The following is a 17,842-nucleotide window of genomic DNA, read 5'->3' on the forward strand; positions in this document are numbered from 1 at the left end:
CAGGGTCCTCCAGTAGTGGTTGAGAAAGGTCAGCCCTTGACGGCGCCGCTGACCAGGTCGATGCGCCAGTAGCGCTGCAGGAACAGGAAGAGGGCGATCAGCGGCAGCACCGACAGGAACGCGCCCATGATCACCAGCGAGTACAGGGCCGGCTGGCTGGCGCCCTGGTTGAGCATCGAGAACAGGCCGACCGTCATCGGGAAGTGCCGGTCGTCGGAGATCATGATGTAGGGCAGCAGGAAGTTGTTCCAGATCGCGACGAACTGCAGCAGGAAGATCGTCACCATGCCGGGGATCATCGGCGGGATCCCGATCGACCAGGCCAGCCGGTACTCGCCCGCACCGTCGATCCGGCCGGCCTCGAGCATGTCGTCCGACACCACCGCGGCCGCGTAGATCCGGGACAGGTAGATGCAGTACGGACTGATGATGCTCGGCAGCAGCACCGACCAGTACGAGTTGACCAGGCCGAGCTTCGACATCAGCAGGTACTGCGGCACCGCCAGCGTGATCTGCGGGACCAGGACACCGGCCAGGATGCAGCGGAACAGCGTCTCCCGGCCGCGGAACCGGTACTTCGCCAGCGCGTACCCGGCTGTCACCGAGATCGCCACGGACAGCAGCGATCCGGCTCCGGCGTACAGGAGGCTGTTGCCGGCCCACTTCCAGAAGATCCCGTCGCGGAACTCCAGCAGGTGCGTAATGTTGTAGCCGAAGCCGCCGTTGAAGCTGGGCCAGAACGAGAACGTGGTGAACAGGTCCCCCGGCCCCTTCGTGGCCGCGATGACCACCCAGACCACCGGCAGCAGGCAGTACAGCGCCCCGATCAGCAGGATCGCCGTGGACACATACCGGGTACGTCGCGGCGGGCGCGCGTCGGCCCGAACCGCCTCGGGCCGGGTCAGTACCGCCGTACTCATCGATCCTCCCCGAAGGCGCGCTTCTGCAGGAAACTCAGGACGGCGAGCGAGACCACCAAGGTGCCCAGGGCAAGCAGTACCGAGGCCGCGGCGGCCGTGTAGATGTCGTTGTTGACGAAGGCGTCGCGGTAGATCGTCATCAGCGGCACCCAGGTGAACGAGATCGAGTCGGTCAGCGGCTGCAGCGTCGACGGCTCGCTGAACACCTGCAGGGACGAGATCAGCGAGAAGATCCCCGTCATCACCAGTGCGGGGGCGATCAGCGGAACCTTGATCCGCAAGGCGATCTGCAGCTCACTCGCACCGTCGACCCGGGCGGCGTCGTCCAGCTCGGCCGGCAGACCGCGCAGCGCGGTGTAGAGCACGATCATGTTGAACCCGACTCCGCCCCAGATGCCGATGTTGGCGACCGAGAAGAGCACGGTGCCCGAGCCGAGGAAGTCCGGCGCGGGTATCCCGATCCAGTCGAACGTTGCCCGGATCGGGCTCACACCGGGCAGGTAGAGGAATCCCCACAGCAGCGAAGCGATCACCCCGGGGACGGCATACGGCAGGAAGATGCCGAGCCGGGTGAACCTGGTGAACCGGGCTCCGCGGGAGTCCAGCAGCAGCGCGAACAACAGGGCCAGTCCGAGCATCGTCGGCACCACGATCACGCCGTACCCGAGCATGCGCACGACAGAGTGCGCGTACGCCGAATCCGTGATCGCGCCGACGTAGTTGGCCAGGCCGACGAACGACTCCTTCCGGAGCCCGAGCCCACCACCGGTGACCCGGGACGCGCGCACGCTGAGCCAAATGGTGTACCCGATCGGGATGATCAGGAACAGCACGAGCAACACCAACGCCGGCAGCAGCAACACGTACGGCGCCGCGCCGCCGACCCGCCGTGGACGGGTCGCCGGGCTGCGCAGGGACAGTGCGGCCACCGTCACGACCCCTTGATCTGGAAGCCCTGCTTCTTCAGATCCGCGACCGATGCCGCCTGCAACTGGTCGACGGTCGCGCCGAAGTCGCCCTTGGTCTGGATCGCCTTCGCGAACAGGTCGCTGTACTGGCTGTAGGTGACGTTCACGTTCGGCGCCCAGGTGAATCCGCGGGCACCCTTCGCGATCTCGGCCGCCTCGGTGAAGAAGGTGGGCTGGTTCGGCATCATCGCCGGCGCCTTGGCCAGTGCGGGCGTCGACTGCCCCGCGGTCGCGGCCGGGTAGATGCCACCGAAGCTGACGAACGCCTCCAGCGCCTCCGGATCGGTGTTCAGCCACTTCACGAACTTCTGTGCCTGGGCGGACTGCTTGGACTTCGCCGCGATCGCGGTCGCGGACCCGCCCCAGAATCCGGTCGTCGTACTGCCGGTCTCCCACTGCGGCAGCGGGACCATCTTCCATTTGCCCTTCGTGGTCGGCGCGACGCCCTGGAGCACACCCGCACCCCAGATGGCGCTCGGCCAGGCCAGCAGGGTGCCGTCACTCATCGCCTTGTTCCACTCCGGCGTGTACATCGGCTTGCCCTGCAGGGTTCCGGCGTTCACCAGGTCACCCCAGAACTTGGCGAGCTTCTTGGTCGGCTCGTCGTTGATCGACACCGTCCAGGTGCCGTTGTCGTTGGTCCACCAGTTCGCGCCGGCCTGCTCGGCCAGGCCCGCGAACCAGCCCGGATCGCCCGAGGAGAAGGTGGCGAGGTATCGCTTGGGGTCCTTGGACCGCACCTGTGCGGCGAGCGCGCCGAACTCTTCCCAGGTCTTCGGCACGGTCAGTCCGAGCTGGTCGAACAGGTCGGCGCGGTAGTACAGCATCATCGGACCGACGTCCTGCGGGATCGCGTACGTCTTGCCGCCGAACGAGGTGAGTCCCCAGGTGCCGTCGGTGAACGCGCTCTTCACCTGTCCGGCCAGTGTGGTGAGGTCGGCGGTCACGCCGTTGGTGATCAGCACCGGCAGCGCCTGGTACTCGGCGTGGATCAGGTCGGGTGGATTGCCGGCCCGGTGCGCGGTGACGATCTTGGTCAGCAGTTCCTCGCCCTGCGCCTGCGCGCTGACCGTCACCTGCTGGCTCGGGTTCTTCTTGTTCCAGATCGCGACGACCTTGTCGATCCCGGTCGTCCAGGTCCAGAAGGTCAGCTTGGCCGGCGCGTCCGGATCGCCCGCGGGCTGCGGCGCCGCGGCCGGCTCGTCGTCACTGGAACAGGCGGCCAGACCGGCCGGCAGGCTGAGGGCAAGGCCCGCGCCGGCCACACCGCGCAGGAAGCCACGGCGGCCGACGCCGGCCTCTGAGGTCGAACGAACCATGGTGAACCTCTCCGGAACAGTCGAGTCTGTGATCGCTCACAGATTTCTGTGAGCGATCACAGATTCGGCCCGCCGAGGCCCGCTGTCAAGACTCTGGGGTGCCATTCTGTGAGCGGTCACGGTACTCTCCCTGCCATGCCCGCTGACCTGCCCGAATCGTTATCGCCCGGACTGCGCCGGATCGAGATCGGCTGCCGGGATCTCGACCGCTCCCTCGACTTCTATCAACGCCTGCTGGGTTTCCAGCTACTCCCCGACGCACCGCGACCGGCCGGACGCAGCCGGTTGCTGAGCCACGGCACCGTCGTCCTCGAGCTCGTCGAGGTCGGGGCCGACGGCAACCAGGGCGGCTGGGTGAACGACGATCTGCAGGGCGGGATCCGGCACCTCGGGATGAAGGTGGCCGGGGTCGATCGACAGATCAAGCGGTTGGAGGATGCTGGGGTGACGGTACTGTCACAGCCCCTCGATGTACTCGGCGACGTACGGATCGCGTTCTTCCTCGACCCCGACGGCGCGCGACTGGAGTTCATCCAAGGCAACCTCGGCTACCAGCAGATCTCGTCGCCGGAGCTGGCCGCCGCAGAGGCCGCGCAGGTCGCCGGTGACGAACCGCGGTTCGACCACGTCGCGGTGACCGTGGCGGATCTGCCGGCGGCACTGGGGTTCTGGCGGGACCGGTTCGGCTTCGAGGTGATCGGCGAGATCAGGCATCACGGGGATCCGGGCGGGTTCCTGATGACGTACCTGCAGGCTGGTCCGGCGGTGCTCGAGGTGTTCAGCTTCGACGTACCGATCGTGCCGAACGATCTGTCCACGTCCGGACCCGCTGTCCTGGGTCCGCGCCGGCTGGTGCTGGACGCACCGGGTGAGCAGCAGCTGATCGCGCCCGATGGGGTGCCTGTCACGATAGGAGGGTTGCGGTGAGCCGTGTTCTGGTTACCGGATCGAATGATGGCATCGGGGCGGAGATTGCCCGGGTGCTGACGGCTCAGGGTCATGAGGTGATTCGGCATGCGCGCAATGCGGAGCGCGCTGACGGGCCGGGATATGTGCTCGGCGATCTTGGGTCATTGCGGTCGACTCGGGTGCTGACGGAGCAGGTGCTGCGGGTCGGGGCGCCGGATGTCGTGGTGCACAACGCGGGGTGGGGTTCTAAGGATGAGACCCGGCCGGTGACCGAGGACGGGCTGGAGAAGACGTTTCAGATCAACGCGCTGGCTCCGCTGCTGATCACCGCGTTGCTCCCGAAGCCGGATCGGATCGTCTTCGTGAGCTCGGACTCGATCACGCGCGGCCGGATTCGCCTCGACGATCTGCAACACGAACAGGAGTGGACGCAGGACGCGGCGTACGCAGACTCCAAGCTGGTGATGGCCGCCCTCGCGTTCGCACTGGCGCGGCGTTGGCCCGACGTACGGTCGAACGCGGTTCACCCGGGGTGGGTGAGCACGAAGATGAGCGGTTACGCAGCGCCGCTGACCGTTGCCCAGGGCGCCGATACGCCGGTTTGGCTGGCCGGATCGGACGATCCGGAGGCGCTTGTGACCGGGACGTTCTTCCAGGACCGCAAGGCGATCGAGCTCAATCCACAGGCATACGACCACGCGCTGCAGGACGCCGTACTCGCGCAGTGCTTGGAGCTCTGCGACGCCGCGCTCCCCTAGGGCCAGGTCGGCGGCGGTACGGCGCGGACCGCGGCGATCACGTGTTCCATGGCTGGGGTCCGCGGTCGATCACGGTGTACGAACAGGCCGACCTGGCGCTCGACGCCCGCGTCGCGGATCGGGACCAGTCGTACGCCGGTCAGGTTCGCCGTTGTGACAGCGAGCGCGTTGGTGACACCGGTGCCGAGACCGTGGCGAACCAGCGAGAGCAGAGTCTGCGGCTGATTGGTGCGGAAGGCACTCTTCGGGTTGAGACCGGCCGACGCGAACGCCAGGTGTGACTCGAACTGGCGCGCACCCGAGGCCTCGCCGATCGAGATCAGCGGCAGCCCGGCCAGCTCCGCCAAGCCGATCGACTCGGCCGCCGCCAGCGGATGGCTGTCCTCGAAGACCGCGACCAACGGCTCGGTCCAGAGGATCTCGTGCTCCAGCGACTCCGACGCCACCGGCGGATGCACCGGTCGGATCGCCAGGTCGACCTCACCCCGACCGAGGGTGCCCTCGAGTTCGAGGCTGGGGCCTTCGACGAGTAATAGCGTGATGCCGGCCGGCAATCGGCGTACGACTTGGGGGAAGAGCCAGGCGGCGGCGCTCGGGTAGGCGCCGAAGCGGACCTCTCCCCCGGCGGCGGTCAGGGTGTTCAGGCGGTCGAGGATCTCTTCGGCGTACGGGACGAGCGCGCGCCCCTCCGGTGTCAGCCGCGCCGGGTGGACGGTGCGGTCGAACAGCTGGACGCCGAGGGCGCGTTCCAGCTCGGCCACGTGCTCACTGATCCGGGACTGGCTGCGGAACACGGCCTTGCCGGCCGCCGAGAAGCCGCCGTGGCGGGCGACGGCGACGAAGCTCACGATCCAGTCCATCCGGAAGCCGTACGCCGCGGTGAGATCCATGCCACTCACGCTATCGCTGGGAAGACCCGTCGATGCCTCCGCGTTATGGCTGACGTGCTCGAAGTCGTGGTGATCGGCGCCGGTCAGGCGGGGCTGTCGGCTGCGTACCACCTGGTCCGGATGGGATTCACGCCGTACGACGAGGTCGTCGTACTGGACCGGAATCCGGCACCGGGCGGGGCCTGGCAGCACCGGTGGGACTCACTGACGATGCACGACGTGCACGGGATCGCGAACCTGCCGGGGGTGCCGGTCCCTCCTAGTGCCTCCTCCGAGCGCGCGAACACCTTCGTGCCTTCGTACTTCGCTGACTACGAGAAGCGGTTCTCGCTACCGGTGGTGCGGCCGGTTGCTGTGTCCAGCGTGCATGCGGTGGAGGGTGGGTTCTCGGTGGATACCTCGGCCGGCACTTACCGCACGGCGGCGCTGGTGAATGCGACGGGGACTTGGGATCGGCCGTTCATACCTTGGTATCCGGGGAGCTTTCACGGACGGCAGCTGCATACGGCGGACTACCGCGGTGCGGCTGAGTTTGCTGGGCAGCATGTGCTTGTGGTCGGGGGTGGCGCGTCGGCGGTGCAGTTGCTGGCGGAGCTGTCCGAGGTCGCTTCCACTACTTGGGTCACGCGCCGGGAGCCGGAGTGGCGGACGGGTGAGGACTTCAACCCCGAGTACGGCCGACAGGTGGTCGCGCGCGTCGAGGAACGCGTCCGCGCCGGCCTCCCACCCCGCAGCGTCGTCAGCGTGACCGGGCTCCACCTGCGCGAGCAGGAGCAGGCGGCGCTGGAACGCGGCGTCTACACCCGCCTGCCGATGTTCTCGCGGCTGACGCCGGACGGCACCGAGTGGGCCGACGGCCGGGTGGAGAAGTTCGACGCGATCCTGTGGGCAACCGGCTTCCGCGCCGACCTGGCGCATCTGGCTCCGCTGCATCTGCGCGAGCCTTCGGGTGGTATCCGCATGGATGGCACGCGGACCGTGCTGGACCCCCGCATCCACCTGGTCGGTTACGGCCCGTCCGCCAGCACGATCGGCGCCAACCGAGCCGGCTTCGCGGCAGCCCGAGACCTCAGAGACCTCCTCAAACCACAGGCAGCCTGAGGCCGGCGACAAGTACGGCGACCATGTGGCGGGCGTTGTACTGGGGGTCGGTGCCGGCGCCTATGCAGAGGTTGCCTACGGCTCGCATCAGTTCGTAGGCCTTGGTGTCAGGGGCGATTTCGCCGGCGGTGGCCGCGGCGTCGAGGAGCTCGGTGCAGACGGGGACGAGGCGGTCGAGGAAGTACGCGGCGAGCGTTTCGAGGCCGGGTTGGCCGGACTGGAGGATGGCGGCCAGGCCGTGCTTGGTGGCGACGAAATCGACGTAGAGGTCGATCCATTCGGCGAGTGCGGCGTACGGCGATGCGCTCGTCGCCAGCAACCGTGGACCGGCCTCGGCGCAGGCGTCGACCTGGTGGCGGTAGACGGCGATGATCAGGTCGGCCCGGGTCGGGTAGTGCCGGTAGATCGTGCCGGTGCCGACGCCGGCGCGGGCCGCGATGTCGCGGACGGGCGCGTCCACGCCGGACGTGACGAAGACCGCGGCGGCCGCGTCGAGCAGGCTCTGCGCGTTCCGGCGGGCATCGGCTCGGCGCGCTCTGGCCTGTTCCGGGCTCACTGAGACCTCCTTGATAAACGGAACAACGTTCCGTATCGTCGTTACCGGAACATCGTTCCGCATAGCCCATCATGCCAGGAGGACCGTACTCATGCAGTACCGCAGCTTGGGAACCACCGGCGTACAAGTCAGCACCCTCGCACTCGGCGCGATGAACTTCGGCGCCAAAGCCAACACCACCCAGGACGACGCCACCGCGATCGTCGACGCCGCGCTCGAGGCCGGGGTCAACCTGATCGACACCGCCGACATGTACGGCGCCGGCGAGTCGGAGGAAATGGTCGGCCGGGCGATCGCCGGGCGCCGCGACGACATCGTGCTGGCGACGAAGGCGACCATGCCGATGGGTGCCGAGCGCAACCGCCGCGGCAGTTCACGCCGCTGGCTCGTCACGGCACTGGACAACAGCCTTCGCCGGCTCGGTGTCGATCACGTCGACCTGTACCAGATGCACCGCTGGGATCCGGCCACGAGCGACGAGGAGACCCTGTCCGCGCTGACCGATCTGCAGCGCGCAGGCAAGATCCGGTACTTCGGGTCGTCGACGTTCCCGGCGTACCGGATCGTCCAGGCGCAGTGGACTGCGCGGGAACACCACCTGGGGCGATACGTCACCGAGCAGCCGAGCTACTCGATCCTGCAGCGCGGGATCGAGAGCCACGTGCTTCCTGTGACCGAGCAGTACGGCATGGGTGTGCTGGTGTGGAGCCCGTTGGCGTCGGGCTGGCTATCGGGTGCCGTCCGCGCCGGGCGCGAGATCAGCACCAACCGCTCGACGGTGGTGCCAGAACGCTTCGACACCACGCTCCCCTACAACCAGGCCAGGCTGGACGCCGTAGAGCAGCTGGTGAAGGTCGCCGACGAGGCGGGCCTGACCCTGATCCAACTGGCCCTAGCCTTCGTGACCGCCCACCCCGGCGTAACCAGCGCCCTCATCGGCCCACGAACCCTGGACCACCTCCACTCCCAACTAGCCGCCGCCGACACCGTCCTAACCCCGGACCTCCTCGACGCCATCGACGAAATCGTTGCCCCCGGCACCGACCTCGCCGCCCACGAAAAGATTGACACCCCACCCGCCTTGCTGGACCCCACCCAACGTCGCCGGTGAGCTGTTAGCCCACCGGGGTGAGGTCTCGGGTGAGTTGGTGGTGGTTTACGACGGGTGGGATCAGTAGGCCGGCGGTTAGGAAGATGGCGGCTACCAGGAGCCAGCCGGGCCAGCCCCAGGAGATGGCTACGGTGGTGAGGAGGAGCGGAGCGGCCAGGTCGCCTAGTTGGCGGCCCATGGCGTAAGCGCCTTGGTATTGGCCTTGGGCGCCGGGCGGGGCCAGTTCGAAGCTGATTCCCCAGCCGCCGGCGGACTGGAGCATCTCGCCAACGACGTGGACCAGGGCTGCCACGATCAGGAGGGCGACGGTCACCGTTCCTGAAGTGGTGTCGGTGACCGCCAGGACCAGGCAGGCGATCGCCAGCAGGAGCCCGGCGCGGCGGCCGGCGCGGGCGGCGCCGGTGAGGGTTTCGGTGCCTCGGGCAACTCGGACCTGGAGCAGTACCACCGCGACGGAGTTGAGGACCAGGAGCACGGAGACCATCCAGCGTGGCGCGTCGGTCGAGGTGGCGATCCACAGCGGGATCCCGATCTGCGCCATCGCGGCATGCATCGTGAGTACGCCGTCCAGCGCCACGAACACGAGGAAGCGCCGGTCCCGTACCGCGGTCAGCGCCGACGGACCCGTTGCTCGCGGCACCGGTGGGACCGGCGGCATGCCGAAGCGGACCAGCCCGGCCGTGACCAGGTACGTCGCCGCATTCGCCAGCAGTGCGATCACATAAACCTCACGCCGATCGACCGCGAGCACGATCCCGGCCAGGCCCATCCCCACACCCATGCCGATGTTCGTCGCGACGCGGAGGATCGCGCGCGTCCGCACCCGCTGGTCAACTGGTGCGAGCCCGGCGATCAAAGCACCCTTGGCACCACGCTGCCCGGAGTCGGCGATCGCGGTCACGCCGGCAACAACGACGTACGGGACGACCGAACGCACCTGCGTCAGCGCGGTCATCGTGACGGTCTGCAGCAGCAGGAACCCGACGTACGTACGGTTGGGTCCGAGGCGATCGGCGACGACGCCGAGCGGCGTACTCGCGGCCAGTCCGATCAACGCCGCGATCGTGAGGCCCACGCCCACCTGGCCGACGGACAGACCGGCTGCCCTGGTCAGGTACAGCGCGGCGACGGCGGCGTACACGCCGTTACCCAAGGTGTTGACCAGGGTGGCGGCGATCAGGCTCCGGACAGCGGGCGGAAAGGTTGTTGTCACAGCCACCCAGCCAACGGCACAGCGCCCGGGAGCACCGTTGGATTGCGGGAATCCGTCAGCTCAACGCATCACGAGGTTGAGGAGGTCGAGGCCGAGATCGCGGAGGGCGGATTCGTCCAGGCGGTACGCCATGAAGCGGCCCTGGCGTTCGGCGGTGACCAGGCCGACCCGGGTGAGGGCCCGGAGGTGACGGGTGACCTGCGTGGGGTGAAGGCCCCAGAGACCGGCGATCTCGCCGGCGGTGCGGGGCTCGCTGGCGACCGCGCGGCAGACGAACAGGCGGTCCGGAGCGGCCAGCGCTTCCAGCCGACCGCGGACCTGCTGGGCGGTCGGTACGGCGGAAGTCCGGCCGGTCGGTGGATAGATGACCGTCAGCGGTTCACCGGGAACCTCACCCAGGAACAGATGTGGCGCGATGAAGTTGCTCGGGACAAGCAACAGCGAGCGCTCCGACAGGTCGATGCGCTTGTTCTGGACCTTCTGCACGACCAGGTGGTCCTTGTCGCGCACACTGATCGCGCCGTCCAGCGAACACAGCATCGCCGCGACACCATCACGGACAGCCAGATCGCGATCCTGCCGCCCCTGCGCAGCCAGAGCCTGCCGCGACTCCTCCCAGACCTCCTCGAACCACTCCGTCCAGCAGTTCTCGAGCAGCGCGATGAAGCGCCGGACCGGCTCGGCGGGTGACGTCAGCAGCGCCTCGACGATGTCCCCGACGGACCGCCCCCGGCTCCGCGCCCAACGCCGTACGGCGTCCTGGTCGGTCACACCGCTGTACGACGGCAGCCCGCGCAGCGGCCGGATCAGATCGGCGGCCACCTCCGCCGACGGCCGCGACCGCAGTCCGTCCAACTCTTCCTGCCAGGTCGGCATCCCGGTGGCCGCACTCGTGGCGAAGCAGCGGGACCGAATCGCCCGCACCGTCCAGGACCACTGAGCCAGCTCGGTCCGGAGCTCATCGGACAGCCGTACGCCGGCAGCCCACTCGACCCGCCCGTGGTGTCGCGGTTCGGCCAGAACGTGTAGCGCGCAGCCCAGCTCGATCAGCGGCGAGGCGACGTGGCGGATGCGTTCGGGATCGAGCCGGCTGACACCGGCCAGGACGTTCGGCAAGCGTCAGCCCTTGAGCTTGAACTGGAGTTCGGTGTCCCAGTCGTTCATGTCGGGGACTTCGCGCGGGTCGGACTTGTAGATCTCCAGGCGGGCGGTCCAGTTGTCGCCGTTGGCGTCCCACTCGAGTCCTTCGGCCGAGGCCCAGTCGAGCAGGTCACGGGTCGCGTCGACGAGACCGTCGGGGTGGCCGTGGTAGTCCGCGCTGGCGTAGCGGCCGGCGGGGAGCGTGCCGGTGACGATCTCGCCCTCGCCGGCGTGCAGGTCGTCGACGGGGAAGCCGATCTCCATGGTCAGGCCGCTCTCCATGTCGACCACGTCGTACTTGAAGAAGGGGGCGTCGTTCGGGGCGATCTCACGGGCGGCCAGCCAGTCGATCACCTCGCGCATGCGGTCGGCGAACGCGCCGATTCCGCCCATCGCAACCTTGCCCCGGAGGGCAACGTACGGGCGCTCTCCCACTTCCACGATCTCCGGCATGCAATCCTCCCAAGTCGGCTTCGCCTCAACCTAGCGCTTGCTGAATCGCCGCGGTGTTCTGGTACTCACGCCACCCGGCGATCCGCCCGTCCCGAACCCGCAGTACGCCGATGAACCGCGCCGATCCCCGCCCCCCGGTGGCAGTAACCTCGCCACCCAGCTCGTATTCGATCACCGCAACCTCCGGATCGACCGTCTCGTGCACCGCCAGCTTGGTGAACGAATCGAATCGCACCGGGAACCCCTCCCGCGCAGGTCCCGCGAACGCGAGCCACGACTCCCGGCCGTCCCACCGCATCGGACCGCCAGGAGCGAACGGCACCTCCATCACCACGTCGTCAGCCAGCAGACCGTCGATCGCGCCCGGATCGCCGAGCCACCCAGCACCCATCCGATCAATCATCGCGTGCAGCTCCGACATCCCGACCTCCGATAAAATGAGTCATGACTCAGGTTTCAGCACGACTATAGTGAGTGATCACTCAGGTTTCTAGTCCAGGAGGCCACATGACTCCCCGTGCCGACGCGGAGCGGAACCGTGCCGCGATCCTCGCCGCCGCGACCGAGGCGTTCGCCGAGCACGGGCCGGCGGCGACCACCGAGAAGGTGGCGATCCGGGCCGGGGTCGCGGTCGGGACCGTGTTCCGGCATTTCCCGACCAAGGACGCCCTGCTGGTCGCGATCATGAAGGAATCGCTGCACGGGCTGAGCCGGCGAGCTGCGGAGTCGACGCTGTTCGACTTCATCGCCGCAGTCGTCGACGAAGCGGTCCGGACCCGGACCGTGGTCACAGCGCTGGCCGCTCCGACGCTTGACGTGGGCGATGCGCTGCGTAGCCTGACCGATGAGATCGAGCGGCTGCTCACGAAGGCGAGGGACGCCGGCGAGGTGCGTTCCGACGTACGCGTCGATGAGGTGATGGCGCTGCTGACCGCGGCCGCTCAGGCGGCGCAGCAAGGCGGGTGGTCGGAGGACCTGCGGCGGCGGACGTTGGCGGTGATCTTCCGAGGTCTGGCGCCATGGGGCTCGTGAGCGTGTACTGACGTCAGGGGGTGAGCCGTCATGCTCAAGGTCAAGGTCGCGATAGCAAGTCTCGCTCTGCTGATGATCGGCCCGTCCGCACCAGCGCTGGCCGAGCCGACCACTCCCCTGACCTACGCGGCCGGCACAACGGCGACCCGCTTCACCGGGCTCGCCTTCGACACGTGTACGGCGCCAACCCTCGCTCAGATGACTGCGTGGAAAGCCTCGCCGTACAAGGCGGTCGGGATCTACATGGGTGGGATCAACCGGAGCTGTGCGCAACCACAGCTCACACCTAGCTGGGTCACGGCCGTCACTGCGATGGGGTGGCGCCTCGTCCCGATCTACCTCGGTCTGCAGGCGCCCTGCGGTACTCGCACCTACAAGATGTCGACCACGTCCTCCAACCGGCAAGCGGTGCGTGAGGCGGACGATGCGGTCGCCAAGGCGAAGGCGCTGGGCCTGCTGCCGGGCAGTGCGATCTACAACGACATGGAGAACTACGACAGCACCGACGCCGGCTGTCGTTCCGCCGTACTGCATTACCTGTCCGCGTGGACGAAGGAGCTGCACCTGCAGAGGTACCTGTCCGGTGTCTACGGGAACCTGAGCTCGGGCGCACCGGACCTGGCCGCCGCGTACAACTCCACGTCGTACGCGCGGCCGGACGCACTGTGGATCGCGCGTTGGGACTTGAACAGTGCGCTGACCGGCTGGGCGACGGTCCCCAACGCTTTCTGGTCGGTCGGGCAGCGCGGGAAGCAGTACCGAGGCGACCACACCGAGACGTACGGCGGTGTGACGCTCAACATCGACAACGACCGGTTCGACGCACCGGTTGCCTCGGTTGCGTATCGGTACACGGTCAGGACGACGATCCACAGCTACGGCGGACCGTCGACGGCGTATCCGGTCAGGACGACTATCGCCGCCAACGCGAGCGTGCGGGTTGTGTGTCAGACGTTCGGGCCGAAGATCGGGACGACGACTGTGTGGAACAAGTTGATCGATGGCACCTATGTCACCGACTACTACGTGCGGACGCCGAACAAGCCCGGGTACAGCGCACCGATCCCCGGCTGCAGCTTCCCGTTCCAGACGACTGTCGACAATCTCGGGCGGCGGCGTGGGCCGGGTACGTCGTATGCGACGTACCCGGGGTTGCTGCGCACCGGGGCGCTGGCGTGGGTCACTTGCCAGCTCCCCGGCACGAAGGTCGGTACGACGGCGGTCTGGAATCGGTTGAGTGATGGCAGCTATGTGACGGACTACTACGTTGCGACCACTAGCAACGCGACCTACTCAGCCCCGATCCGGCGTTGCTGATGGAGGTTACGGGAAGTAGGTCGGGAACTGGTCGGTTGTGGGCCAGGACTTCACGCCGTTGGCAGCTGTCCACAGGGCCGCGTCGATGTCGCCGTACGACTTGCCGCTCGCGTCGTCGCGACGGTTGAACAGCGCCGCCCAGCTCATCCCGTTGTACGTCCGCACCACGATGGTGAAGGTCCCCGGCAGGCTGCCGGTGTGCCAGGTGTTGCGACCGGTGCCGCCAGTCGTCGGCCGGACCTGCCAGCCGAGCCCGTAGTACCAGCCGTCCGGGTTCACACCGGTCGACGGCTTGGACCAGAAGTGGCTCAGCGACGTGCTGTTCAGCACGCTGCCCGGAGCGTCGAACATCTTCGCCCAGCGGACCAGGTCGGGCGCACTGGCGATCCAACCACCGTTGGCGTCGTGCAGCCGCATGCTGAAGGACCCGTACGGCGCAGCCACGGTCTTGCCCGACATGTCCAGCACGGTTTTCGCGGTGTACTGCGACTCGTACGACGTCTCGCCGGTGTGCTTCGCGATCGTGTACCCCTGCGTGATCCGCTTGATCTTCAGCGGGGTGAGCAGCTTCTGCTGCACGTACGTCGCGTACGGCAGGCCGGTGAGCTTCTCGATCACGCGGCCGGCCAGCAGGTACCCGAAGTTCGAGTACGCGACCTTGGTGCCCGGGGCAAAGTCCAGCTTCTGCCCGGCCATGTACTTGATCACGTCGGCGTGCTGAAGCTCCATCGGTACGCCGAGCGTCCGGGAGATGGTCGCGTCCTTGGCGAGCGGGTCGCCGGAGACGTCGCGGTCCCAGCCGCTGATGTGCTGCAGCAGCTTCCACATCGTGATCGACGACCAGCGCGGGTCCCGGGTCAGGCCGGTCGCCGGGGTGATGTCGAGGATGTCGGTGACCGGCGTGGCCAGCGTCAACTTGCCGTCCTGCACCAGCTTCACGATCGCAGCCGCGGTGAACGACTTCGTCAGGCTCGCGATCCGGAACAGCGACGTCGGCTGGACGGCCAGCGCGGTCGACGTACTGTAGCCGCGGGCAAGCACCAGGCGGCCCTTGTACGTCACGGCCAACTGGCCGGCGGTCACGCCGCGGGCCTGCATGAACGCCTTCATCTGGTTGTCGAAACCGGCCAGGGCCGGCACTGCGGTCCCGGTGGTCTTCCAGGTCGCGGCGGCATCGGCGGAACGACTCAGGGCCGTTCCGACTCCGGTGCCGGCGGCGGCGACCGCTCCAGTGGCGACAGCAAGCTTGCCGAGATTCCGGCGCGTCAACTCCACGGACGTGTTCTCCTTCAGGTGTCTCAGGGCAGAGGGGTAGTACGCAACGAGTCTTTCACCCGAGAGGTCTACTCGATCATCGATGCGTAGGAGATCACACCGCGACGGATCTCCTCGACGACACGGCGTGCGGTCCGGCGCAACGCAGTGTCGCCGGCGGCATCGGCAACCTGCTCGGTCAGGTCGATCAGTTGCTTCACCCAACGAACGAAGTCACCGGCGGCGAGGTCTGATTCGTACAGCACCTCAGCCAGGGAAGCGCCCGAGGCCCAGCGGAACGCGGGCCAGCAGAACCCGAGGTCCATGGATCGCAGGAAGTCGACCCGCATGTCCCGCTCCAACGCGGACAGGTCGCGCCAGATCGCACCCATCCGCTCCAACGCCTGCCGTACGTCGCCGCGCGGCAACCGTGGTGAGGTCGGCTCGTCCTTCGACCGCGCCTCGTAGACCAATGCGGCCAGACACGCGGCCAGCTCCGGGACGTTGAGGTCGTCGAAAACTCCTTGCCGAAGGCACTCAGCCGCGACCAGGTCGAGCTCGGTGTAGATCCGCGACAGCCGGTCGCCGGCCTCCGTGGTCTTGTCGCCGTCCAGGTAGTGCAGCGCGTCCAGCACCTGGCAGACCCGGTCGAACTGGCGGGCGATCGTGTTTGTCCGCTGCTCGATTTTCCGCTGTACGTCGCGGTTTTCCCGGTCGAGCCGGAAGTACCGCTCGGCCCAGCGGGCGTGGTCCTCGCGATCGGAGCAGCCGTGGCACGGATGCGCGCGCAGCTGCGCCCGCATCTCCTGCAGCTCCGGGTCGTCAGCGTGCGTGACGACATCGCGGCCGCGGGTGCGAGACGGCGGACCGTCCTCGCCGAGCATGTCGGTCCGGTTGCGCAGAACCTGCGCCAGCTCACGCCGCTGCTGCGGGTTGCGCGGGTTGAACTTCTTCGGGACCCGCAACGTGCTGATCGCCTCGACCGGGGTCGGGAAGTCGATCATCGACAGCTTCCGCACCTGCCGGTCGAGCGTCAGCACGGTCGGCCGCGGTCCTTCGCGCTCCGACCGCATGCCTGCGTCGAGCACCAGTGCCCAGCCTGCGCTGCGTCCGGCCGGGATCCGGATGATGTCGCCGATCCGGAGCTTCTCGATCGACTCCTGCGCCTCGACCCGCCGGTCCTGTTTGCGCGCCTTCGAGCCCGAGGACTCGCGGTCCCCGATCCGCCGGCGGAGTGCGGCGTACTCGAGGAAGTCGCCGAGGTGACAGTCGATCGACTCCTTGTACCCCTCCAGCGCCTCGGTGTTGCGCTGCACCTGCCGGGCCAGCCCGACCACGGCCTGGTCGGACTGGAACTGCGCGAACGAGAGCTCGAGCATGTCGCGCGCCCTGGTCCGCCCGACCTGGCGAACCAGGTTGACGGCCATGTTGTACGACGGGGAGAACGACGAGCGGAGCGGATACGTACGGGTGCTGGCCAGGCCGGCAACAGCGCGCGGATCGAATCCCGGCTGCCAGAGCACGACCGCGTGCCCCTCGACGTCGATGCCGCGGCGACCGGCCCGACCGGTCAGCTGGGTGTACTCCCCCGGCGTGATGTCGACGTGCGCTTCGCCGTTCCATTTCGACAGCTTCTCGAGGACGACCGTCCGCGCCGGCATGTTGATGCCCAGGGCAAGCGTCTCGGTGGCGAACACCACCTTGATCAGGCCGCGCGCGAACAGTTCCTCGACGACCTCCTTGAAGGCGGACAGCAGGCCGGCGTGGTGGGCCGCGATGCCACGGCTGAGCGCCTCGGCGAAGTCGTGGTACCCCAGTACGCCGAGGTCCTCGTCCGGCAGGTCCGCGGTCCGCTCGGCCAGCACCCGCTTGATCTCGTCCCGCTCCGACGGCTTGGTCAGCCGCAGACCGGAACGCAGGCACTGCATCATCGCGTCCTCGCAGCCCTTGCGGGAGAAGATGAAGTAGATCGCCGGCAGCAACGCACCGGCATCCAGCTCCTCGACCACATCGGACCGGTACGGCGTGAAGTGGGTCCGCGTCGGCCGCCCCTTCGGGAGGTCCCGGCGACGGCGCGGCTTACGTGAGTCGTCCCGGAAGATCCGGTTGTCGTCACGGGCGATCCGGACCAGCTGCGGGTTGACCAGATCCTTCAGGTCGACCTGGTTCGCCTTCGCGGGGTTGCCGGACTTCGACGGCGCGCCGACCCGGGCCGTCGGGGCTTCCCCGGCGAACAGGTCGTGCAGCCGCTTGCCCACCATCACGTGCTGGAACAGCGGCACCGGCCGCTTCTCCTCCAGGACGACGACAGTGTTGCCACGGACCGTCTCGAGCCAGTCACCGAACTCCTCGGCGTTGCTCACGGTCGCCGACAGCGACACCACCGAGACGGAGTCCGGCAGGTGGATCAGCACCTCTTCCCAGACCGCGCCGCGGGCCCGGTCGGCGAGGTAGTGCACCTCGTCCATCACGACGTACGAAAGACCGAGCAGGGTGCTCGAGGCGGCGTACAGCATGTTCCGGAGCACCTCGGTCGTCATCACGACGATCGGAGCCTCGGAGTTGATCGAGTTGTCGCCGGTGAGCAGGCCGACCTTGTCCGCGCCGTACCGGCTGACCAGGTCGGCGTACTTCTGGTTGCTCAGCGCCTTGATCGGTGTGGTGTAGAAACACTTCTGCCCACGCTGCAGAGCGAGGTGTACGGCGAACTCGCCGACCAGCGTCTTCCCGGAGCCGGTGGGCGCGGCGACCAGGACCTGGTGACCGTCTTCGAGCGCGGCGCAGGCCCGCAGCTGGAAGTCGTCCAGCTTGAAGTCGTAGAGCGCCCGGAACTCCCGCACCGCGGGGTGCTCCTGGTCCGAGCGGAAGACAGCATATTTCTCGGACGGGGTACTCATACCC

17 protein-coding genes are annotated in these 17,842 nt (G+C 67.9%); 6 read left to right on the forward strand and 11 right to left on the reverse strand.

Annotation, left to right across the window (positions count from 1 at the left end):
* Positions 1–29 precede the first annotated feature (29 nt).
* Genes AB0L70_RS31320 through AB0L70_RS31330 form a run of 3 tightly spaced genes read right to left on the reverse strand, consistent with a single transcriptional unit; the run spans position 30 to position 3,207 of the window.
* The gene (locus AB0L70_RS31320; protein ID WP_363690371.1) at positions 30–920 is read right to left on the reverse strand and encodes a carbohydrate ABC transporter permease; all 891 of its coding nucleotides are present in this window, start codon (positions 918–920) and stop codon (positions 30–32) included.
* Positions 917–1,849, reverse strand: a complete 933-nt coding sequence (locus AB0L70_RS31325; RefSeq protein ID WP_363690372.1) for a sugar ABC transporter permease — start codon at positions 1,847–1,849, stop codon at positions 917–919. Before AB0L70_RS31325 ends, AB0L70_RS31320 begins: the two co-directional genes overlap by 4 nt.
* 2 nt (positions 1,850–1,851) lie before the next feature.
* Positions 1,852–3,207 (reverse strand): extracellular solute-binding protein, encoded by a 1,356-nt coding sequence (locus tag AB0L70_RS31330; protein WP_363690373.1) that lies wholly within the window; start codon positions 3,205–3,207, stop codon positions 1,852–1,854.
* 135 nt (positions 3,208–3,342) lie between these two features.
* Between AB0L70_RS31330 and AB0L70_RS31335 the strand changes: the two genes are divergently transcribed.
* The gene (locus tag AB0L70_RS31335) at positions 3,343–4,134 is read left to right on the forward strand and encodes a VOC family protein (RefSeq protein ID WP_363690374.1); all 792 of its coding nucleotides are present in this window, start codon (positions 3,343–3,345) and stop codon (positions 4,132–4,134) included.
* Positions 4,131–4,874, forward strand: coding sequence for an SDR family NAD(P)-dependent oxidoreductase (locus AB0L70_RS31340; RefSeq protein WP_363690375.1), 744 nt, complete (start codon positions 4,131–4,133; stop codon positions 4,872–4,874). Before AB0L70_RS31335 ends, AB0L70_RS31340 begins: the two co-directional genes overlap by 4 nt.
* On the opposite strand, the gene AB0L70_RS31345 is transcribed toward AB0L70_RS31340, so the two are convergent.
* Entirely contained in the window at positions 4,871–5,764 is an 894-nt protein-coding gene (locus AB0L70_RS31345; protein ID WP_363690376.1) for a LysR family transcriptional regulator, read from the reverse strand. The genes AB0L70_RS31340 and AB0L70_RS31345 overlap by 4 nt on opposite strands.
* 45 nt (positions 5,765–5,809) lie before the next feature.
* Between AB0L70_RS31345 and AB0L70_RS31350 the strand changes: the two genes are divergently transcribed.
* Entirely contained in the window at positions 5,810–6,865 is a 1,056-nt protein-coding gene (locus tag AB0L70_RS31350; RefSeq protein ID WP_363690377.1) for an FAD-dependent oxidoreductase, read from the forward strand.
* Here AB0L70_RS31350 and AB0L70_RS31355 read toward each other — a convergent pair.
* On the reverse strand, positions 6,846–7,421 hold the full coding sequence (locus AB0L70_RS31355) for a TetR/AcrR family transcriptional regulator (protein ID WP_363690378.1): 576 nt from the start codon (positions 7,419–7,421) through the stop codon (positions 6,846–6,848). The genes AB0L70_RS31350 and AB0L70_RS31355 overlap by 20 nt on opposite strands.
* Positions 7,422–7,512: 91 nt before the next feature.
* Here AB0L70_RS31355 and AB0L70_RS31360 point away from each other — a divergent pair, with 91 nt between their 5' ends.
* Positions 7,513–8,532, forward strand: coding sequence for an aldo/keto reductase (locus AB0L70_RS31360; RefSeq protein WP_363690379.1), 1,020 nt, complete (start codon positions 7,513–7,515; stop codon positions 8,530–8,532).
* 4 nt (positions 8,533–8,536) lie between these two features.
* Here AB0L70_RS31360 and AB0L70_RS31365 read toward each other — a convergent pair whose 3' ends face one another.
* The 4 genes from AB0L70_RS31365 to AB0L70_RS31380 are packed head-to-tail and all read right to left on the reverse strand — an operon-like array spanning position 8,537 to position 11,741.
* Entirely contained in the window at positions 8,537–9,751 is a 1,215-nt protein-coding gene (locus tag AB0L70_RS31365; protein ID WP_363690380.1) for an MFS transporter, read from the reverse strand.
* A 54-nt stretch (positions 9,752–9,805) separates the two neighbouring features.
* Positions 9,806–10,861, reverse strand: a complete 1,056-nt coding sequence (locus AB0L70_RS31370) for a DUF5937 family protein (protein WP_363690381.1) — start codon at positions 10,859–10,861, stop codon at positions 9,806–9,808.
* A 3-nt stretch (positions 10,862–10,864) separates the two neighbouring features.
* Positions 10,865–11,338, reverse strand: coding sequence for a GyrI-like domain-containing protein (locus tag AB0L70_RS31375; protein WP_363690382.1), 474 nt, complete (start codon positions 11,336–11,338; stop codon positions 10,865–10,867).
* A 25-nt stretch (positions 11,339–11,363) separates the two neighbouring features.
* Entirely contained in the window at positions 11,364–11,741 is a 378-nt protein-coding gene (locus AB0L70_RS31380) for a nuclear transport factor 2 family protein (protein WP_363690383.1), read from the reverse strand.
* A gap of 104 nt (positions 11,742–11,845) precedes the next feature.
* On the opposite strand from AB0L70_RS31380, the gene AB0L70_RS31385 reads away from it, so the two are divergent.
* The gene (locus AB0L70_RS31385; RefSeq protein WP_363690384.1) at positions 11,846–12,370 is read left to right on the forward strand and encodes a helix-turn-helix domain-containing protein; all 525 of its coding nucleotides are present in this window, start codon (positions 11,846–11,848) and stop codon (positions 12,368–12,370) included.
* Positions 12,371–12,400: 30 nt separating this feature from the next.
* Complete coding sequence (locus AB0L70_RS31390) at positions 12,401–13,687, forward strand: glycoside hydrolase domain-containing protein (protein ID WP_363690385.1); 1,287 nt, start codon at positions 12,401–12,403, stop codon at positions 13,685–13,687.
* Positions 13,688–13,693: 6 nt separating this feature from the next.
* Here AB0L70_RS31390 and AB0L70_RS31395 read toward each other — a convergent pair whose 3' ends face one another.
* Complete coding sequence (locus AB0L70_RS31395) at positions 13,694–14,962, reverse strand: serine hydrolase domain-containing protein (RefSeq protein WP_363690386.1); 1,269 nt, start codon at positions 14,960–14,962, stop codon at positions 13,694–13,696.
* Positions 14,963–15,030: 68 nt separating this feature from the next.
* Positions 15,031–17,838 carry a DEAD/DEAH box helicase gene (locus AB0L70_RS31400; RefSeq protein ID WP_363690387.1) on the reverse strand — a complete coding sequence of 936 codons (2,808 nt, stop codon included), beginning with the start codon at positions 17,836–17,838 and terminating at the stop codon, positions 15,031–15,033.
* Between the last annotated feature and the right edge of the window lie 4 nt (positions 17,839–17,842).

This window comes from Kribbella sp. NPDC051952, from assembly GCF_040680855.1.
Lineage (GTDB): Bacteria > Actinomycetota > Actinomycetes > Propionibacteriales > Kribbellaceae > Kribbella.

Coding starts and splice junctions, on each gene's coding strand:
- AB0L70_RS31320 (WP_363690371.1), bottom strand. CDS start 920: ATGAGTACGGCGGTACTGACCCGGCCCGAGGCGGTTCGGGCCGACGCG.
- AB0L70_RS31330 (WP_363690373.1), bottom strand. CDS start 3,207: ATGGTTCGTTCGACCTCAGAGGCCGGCGTCGGCCGCCGTGGCTTCCTG.
- AB0L70_RS31335 (WP_363690374.1), top strand. CDS start 3,343: ATGCCCGCTGACCTGCCCGAATCGTTATCGCCCGGACTGCGCCGGATC.
- AB0L70_RS31345 (WP_363690376.1), bottom strand. CDS start 5,764: ATGGATCTCACCGCGGCGTACGGCTTCCGGATGGACTGGATCGTGAGC.
- AB0L70_RS31350 (WP_363690377.1), top strand. CDS start 5,810: ATGGCTGACGTGCTCGAAGTCGTGGTGATCGGCGCCGGTCAGGCGGGG.
- AB0L70_RS31360 (WP_363690379.1), top strand. CDS start 7,513: ATGCAGTACCGCAGCTTGGGAACCACCGGCGTACAAGTCAGCACCCTC.
- AB0L70_RS31375 (WP_363690382.1), bottom strand. CDS start 11,338: ATGCCGGAGATCGTGGAAGTGGGAGAGCGCCCGTACGTTGCCCTCCGG.
- AB0L70_RS31380 (WP_363690383.1), bottom strand. CDS start 11,741: ATGATTGATCGGATGGGTGCTGGGTGGCTCGGCGATCCGGGCGCGATC.
- AB0L70_RS31385 (WP_363690384.1), top strand. CDS start 11,846: ATGACTCCCCGTGCCGACGCGGAGCGGAACCGTGCCGCGATCCTCGCC.
- AB0L70_RS31390 (WP_363690385.1), top strand. CDS start 12,401: ATGCTCAAGGTCAAGGTCGCGATAGCAAGTCTCGCTCTGCTGATGATC.
- AB0L70_RS31400 (WP_363690387.1), bottom strand. CDS start 17,838: ATGAGTACCCCGTCCGAGAAATATGCTGTCTTCCGCTCGGACCAGGAG.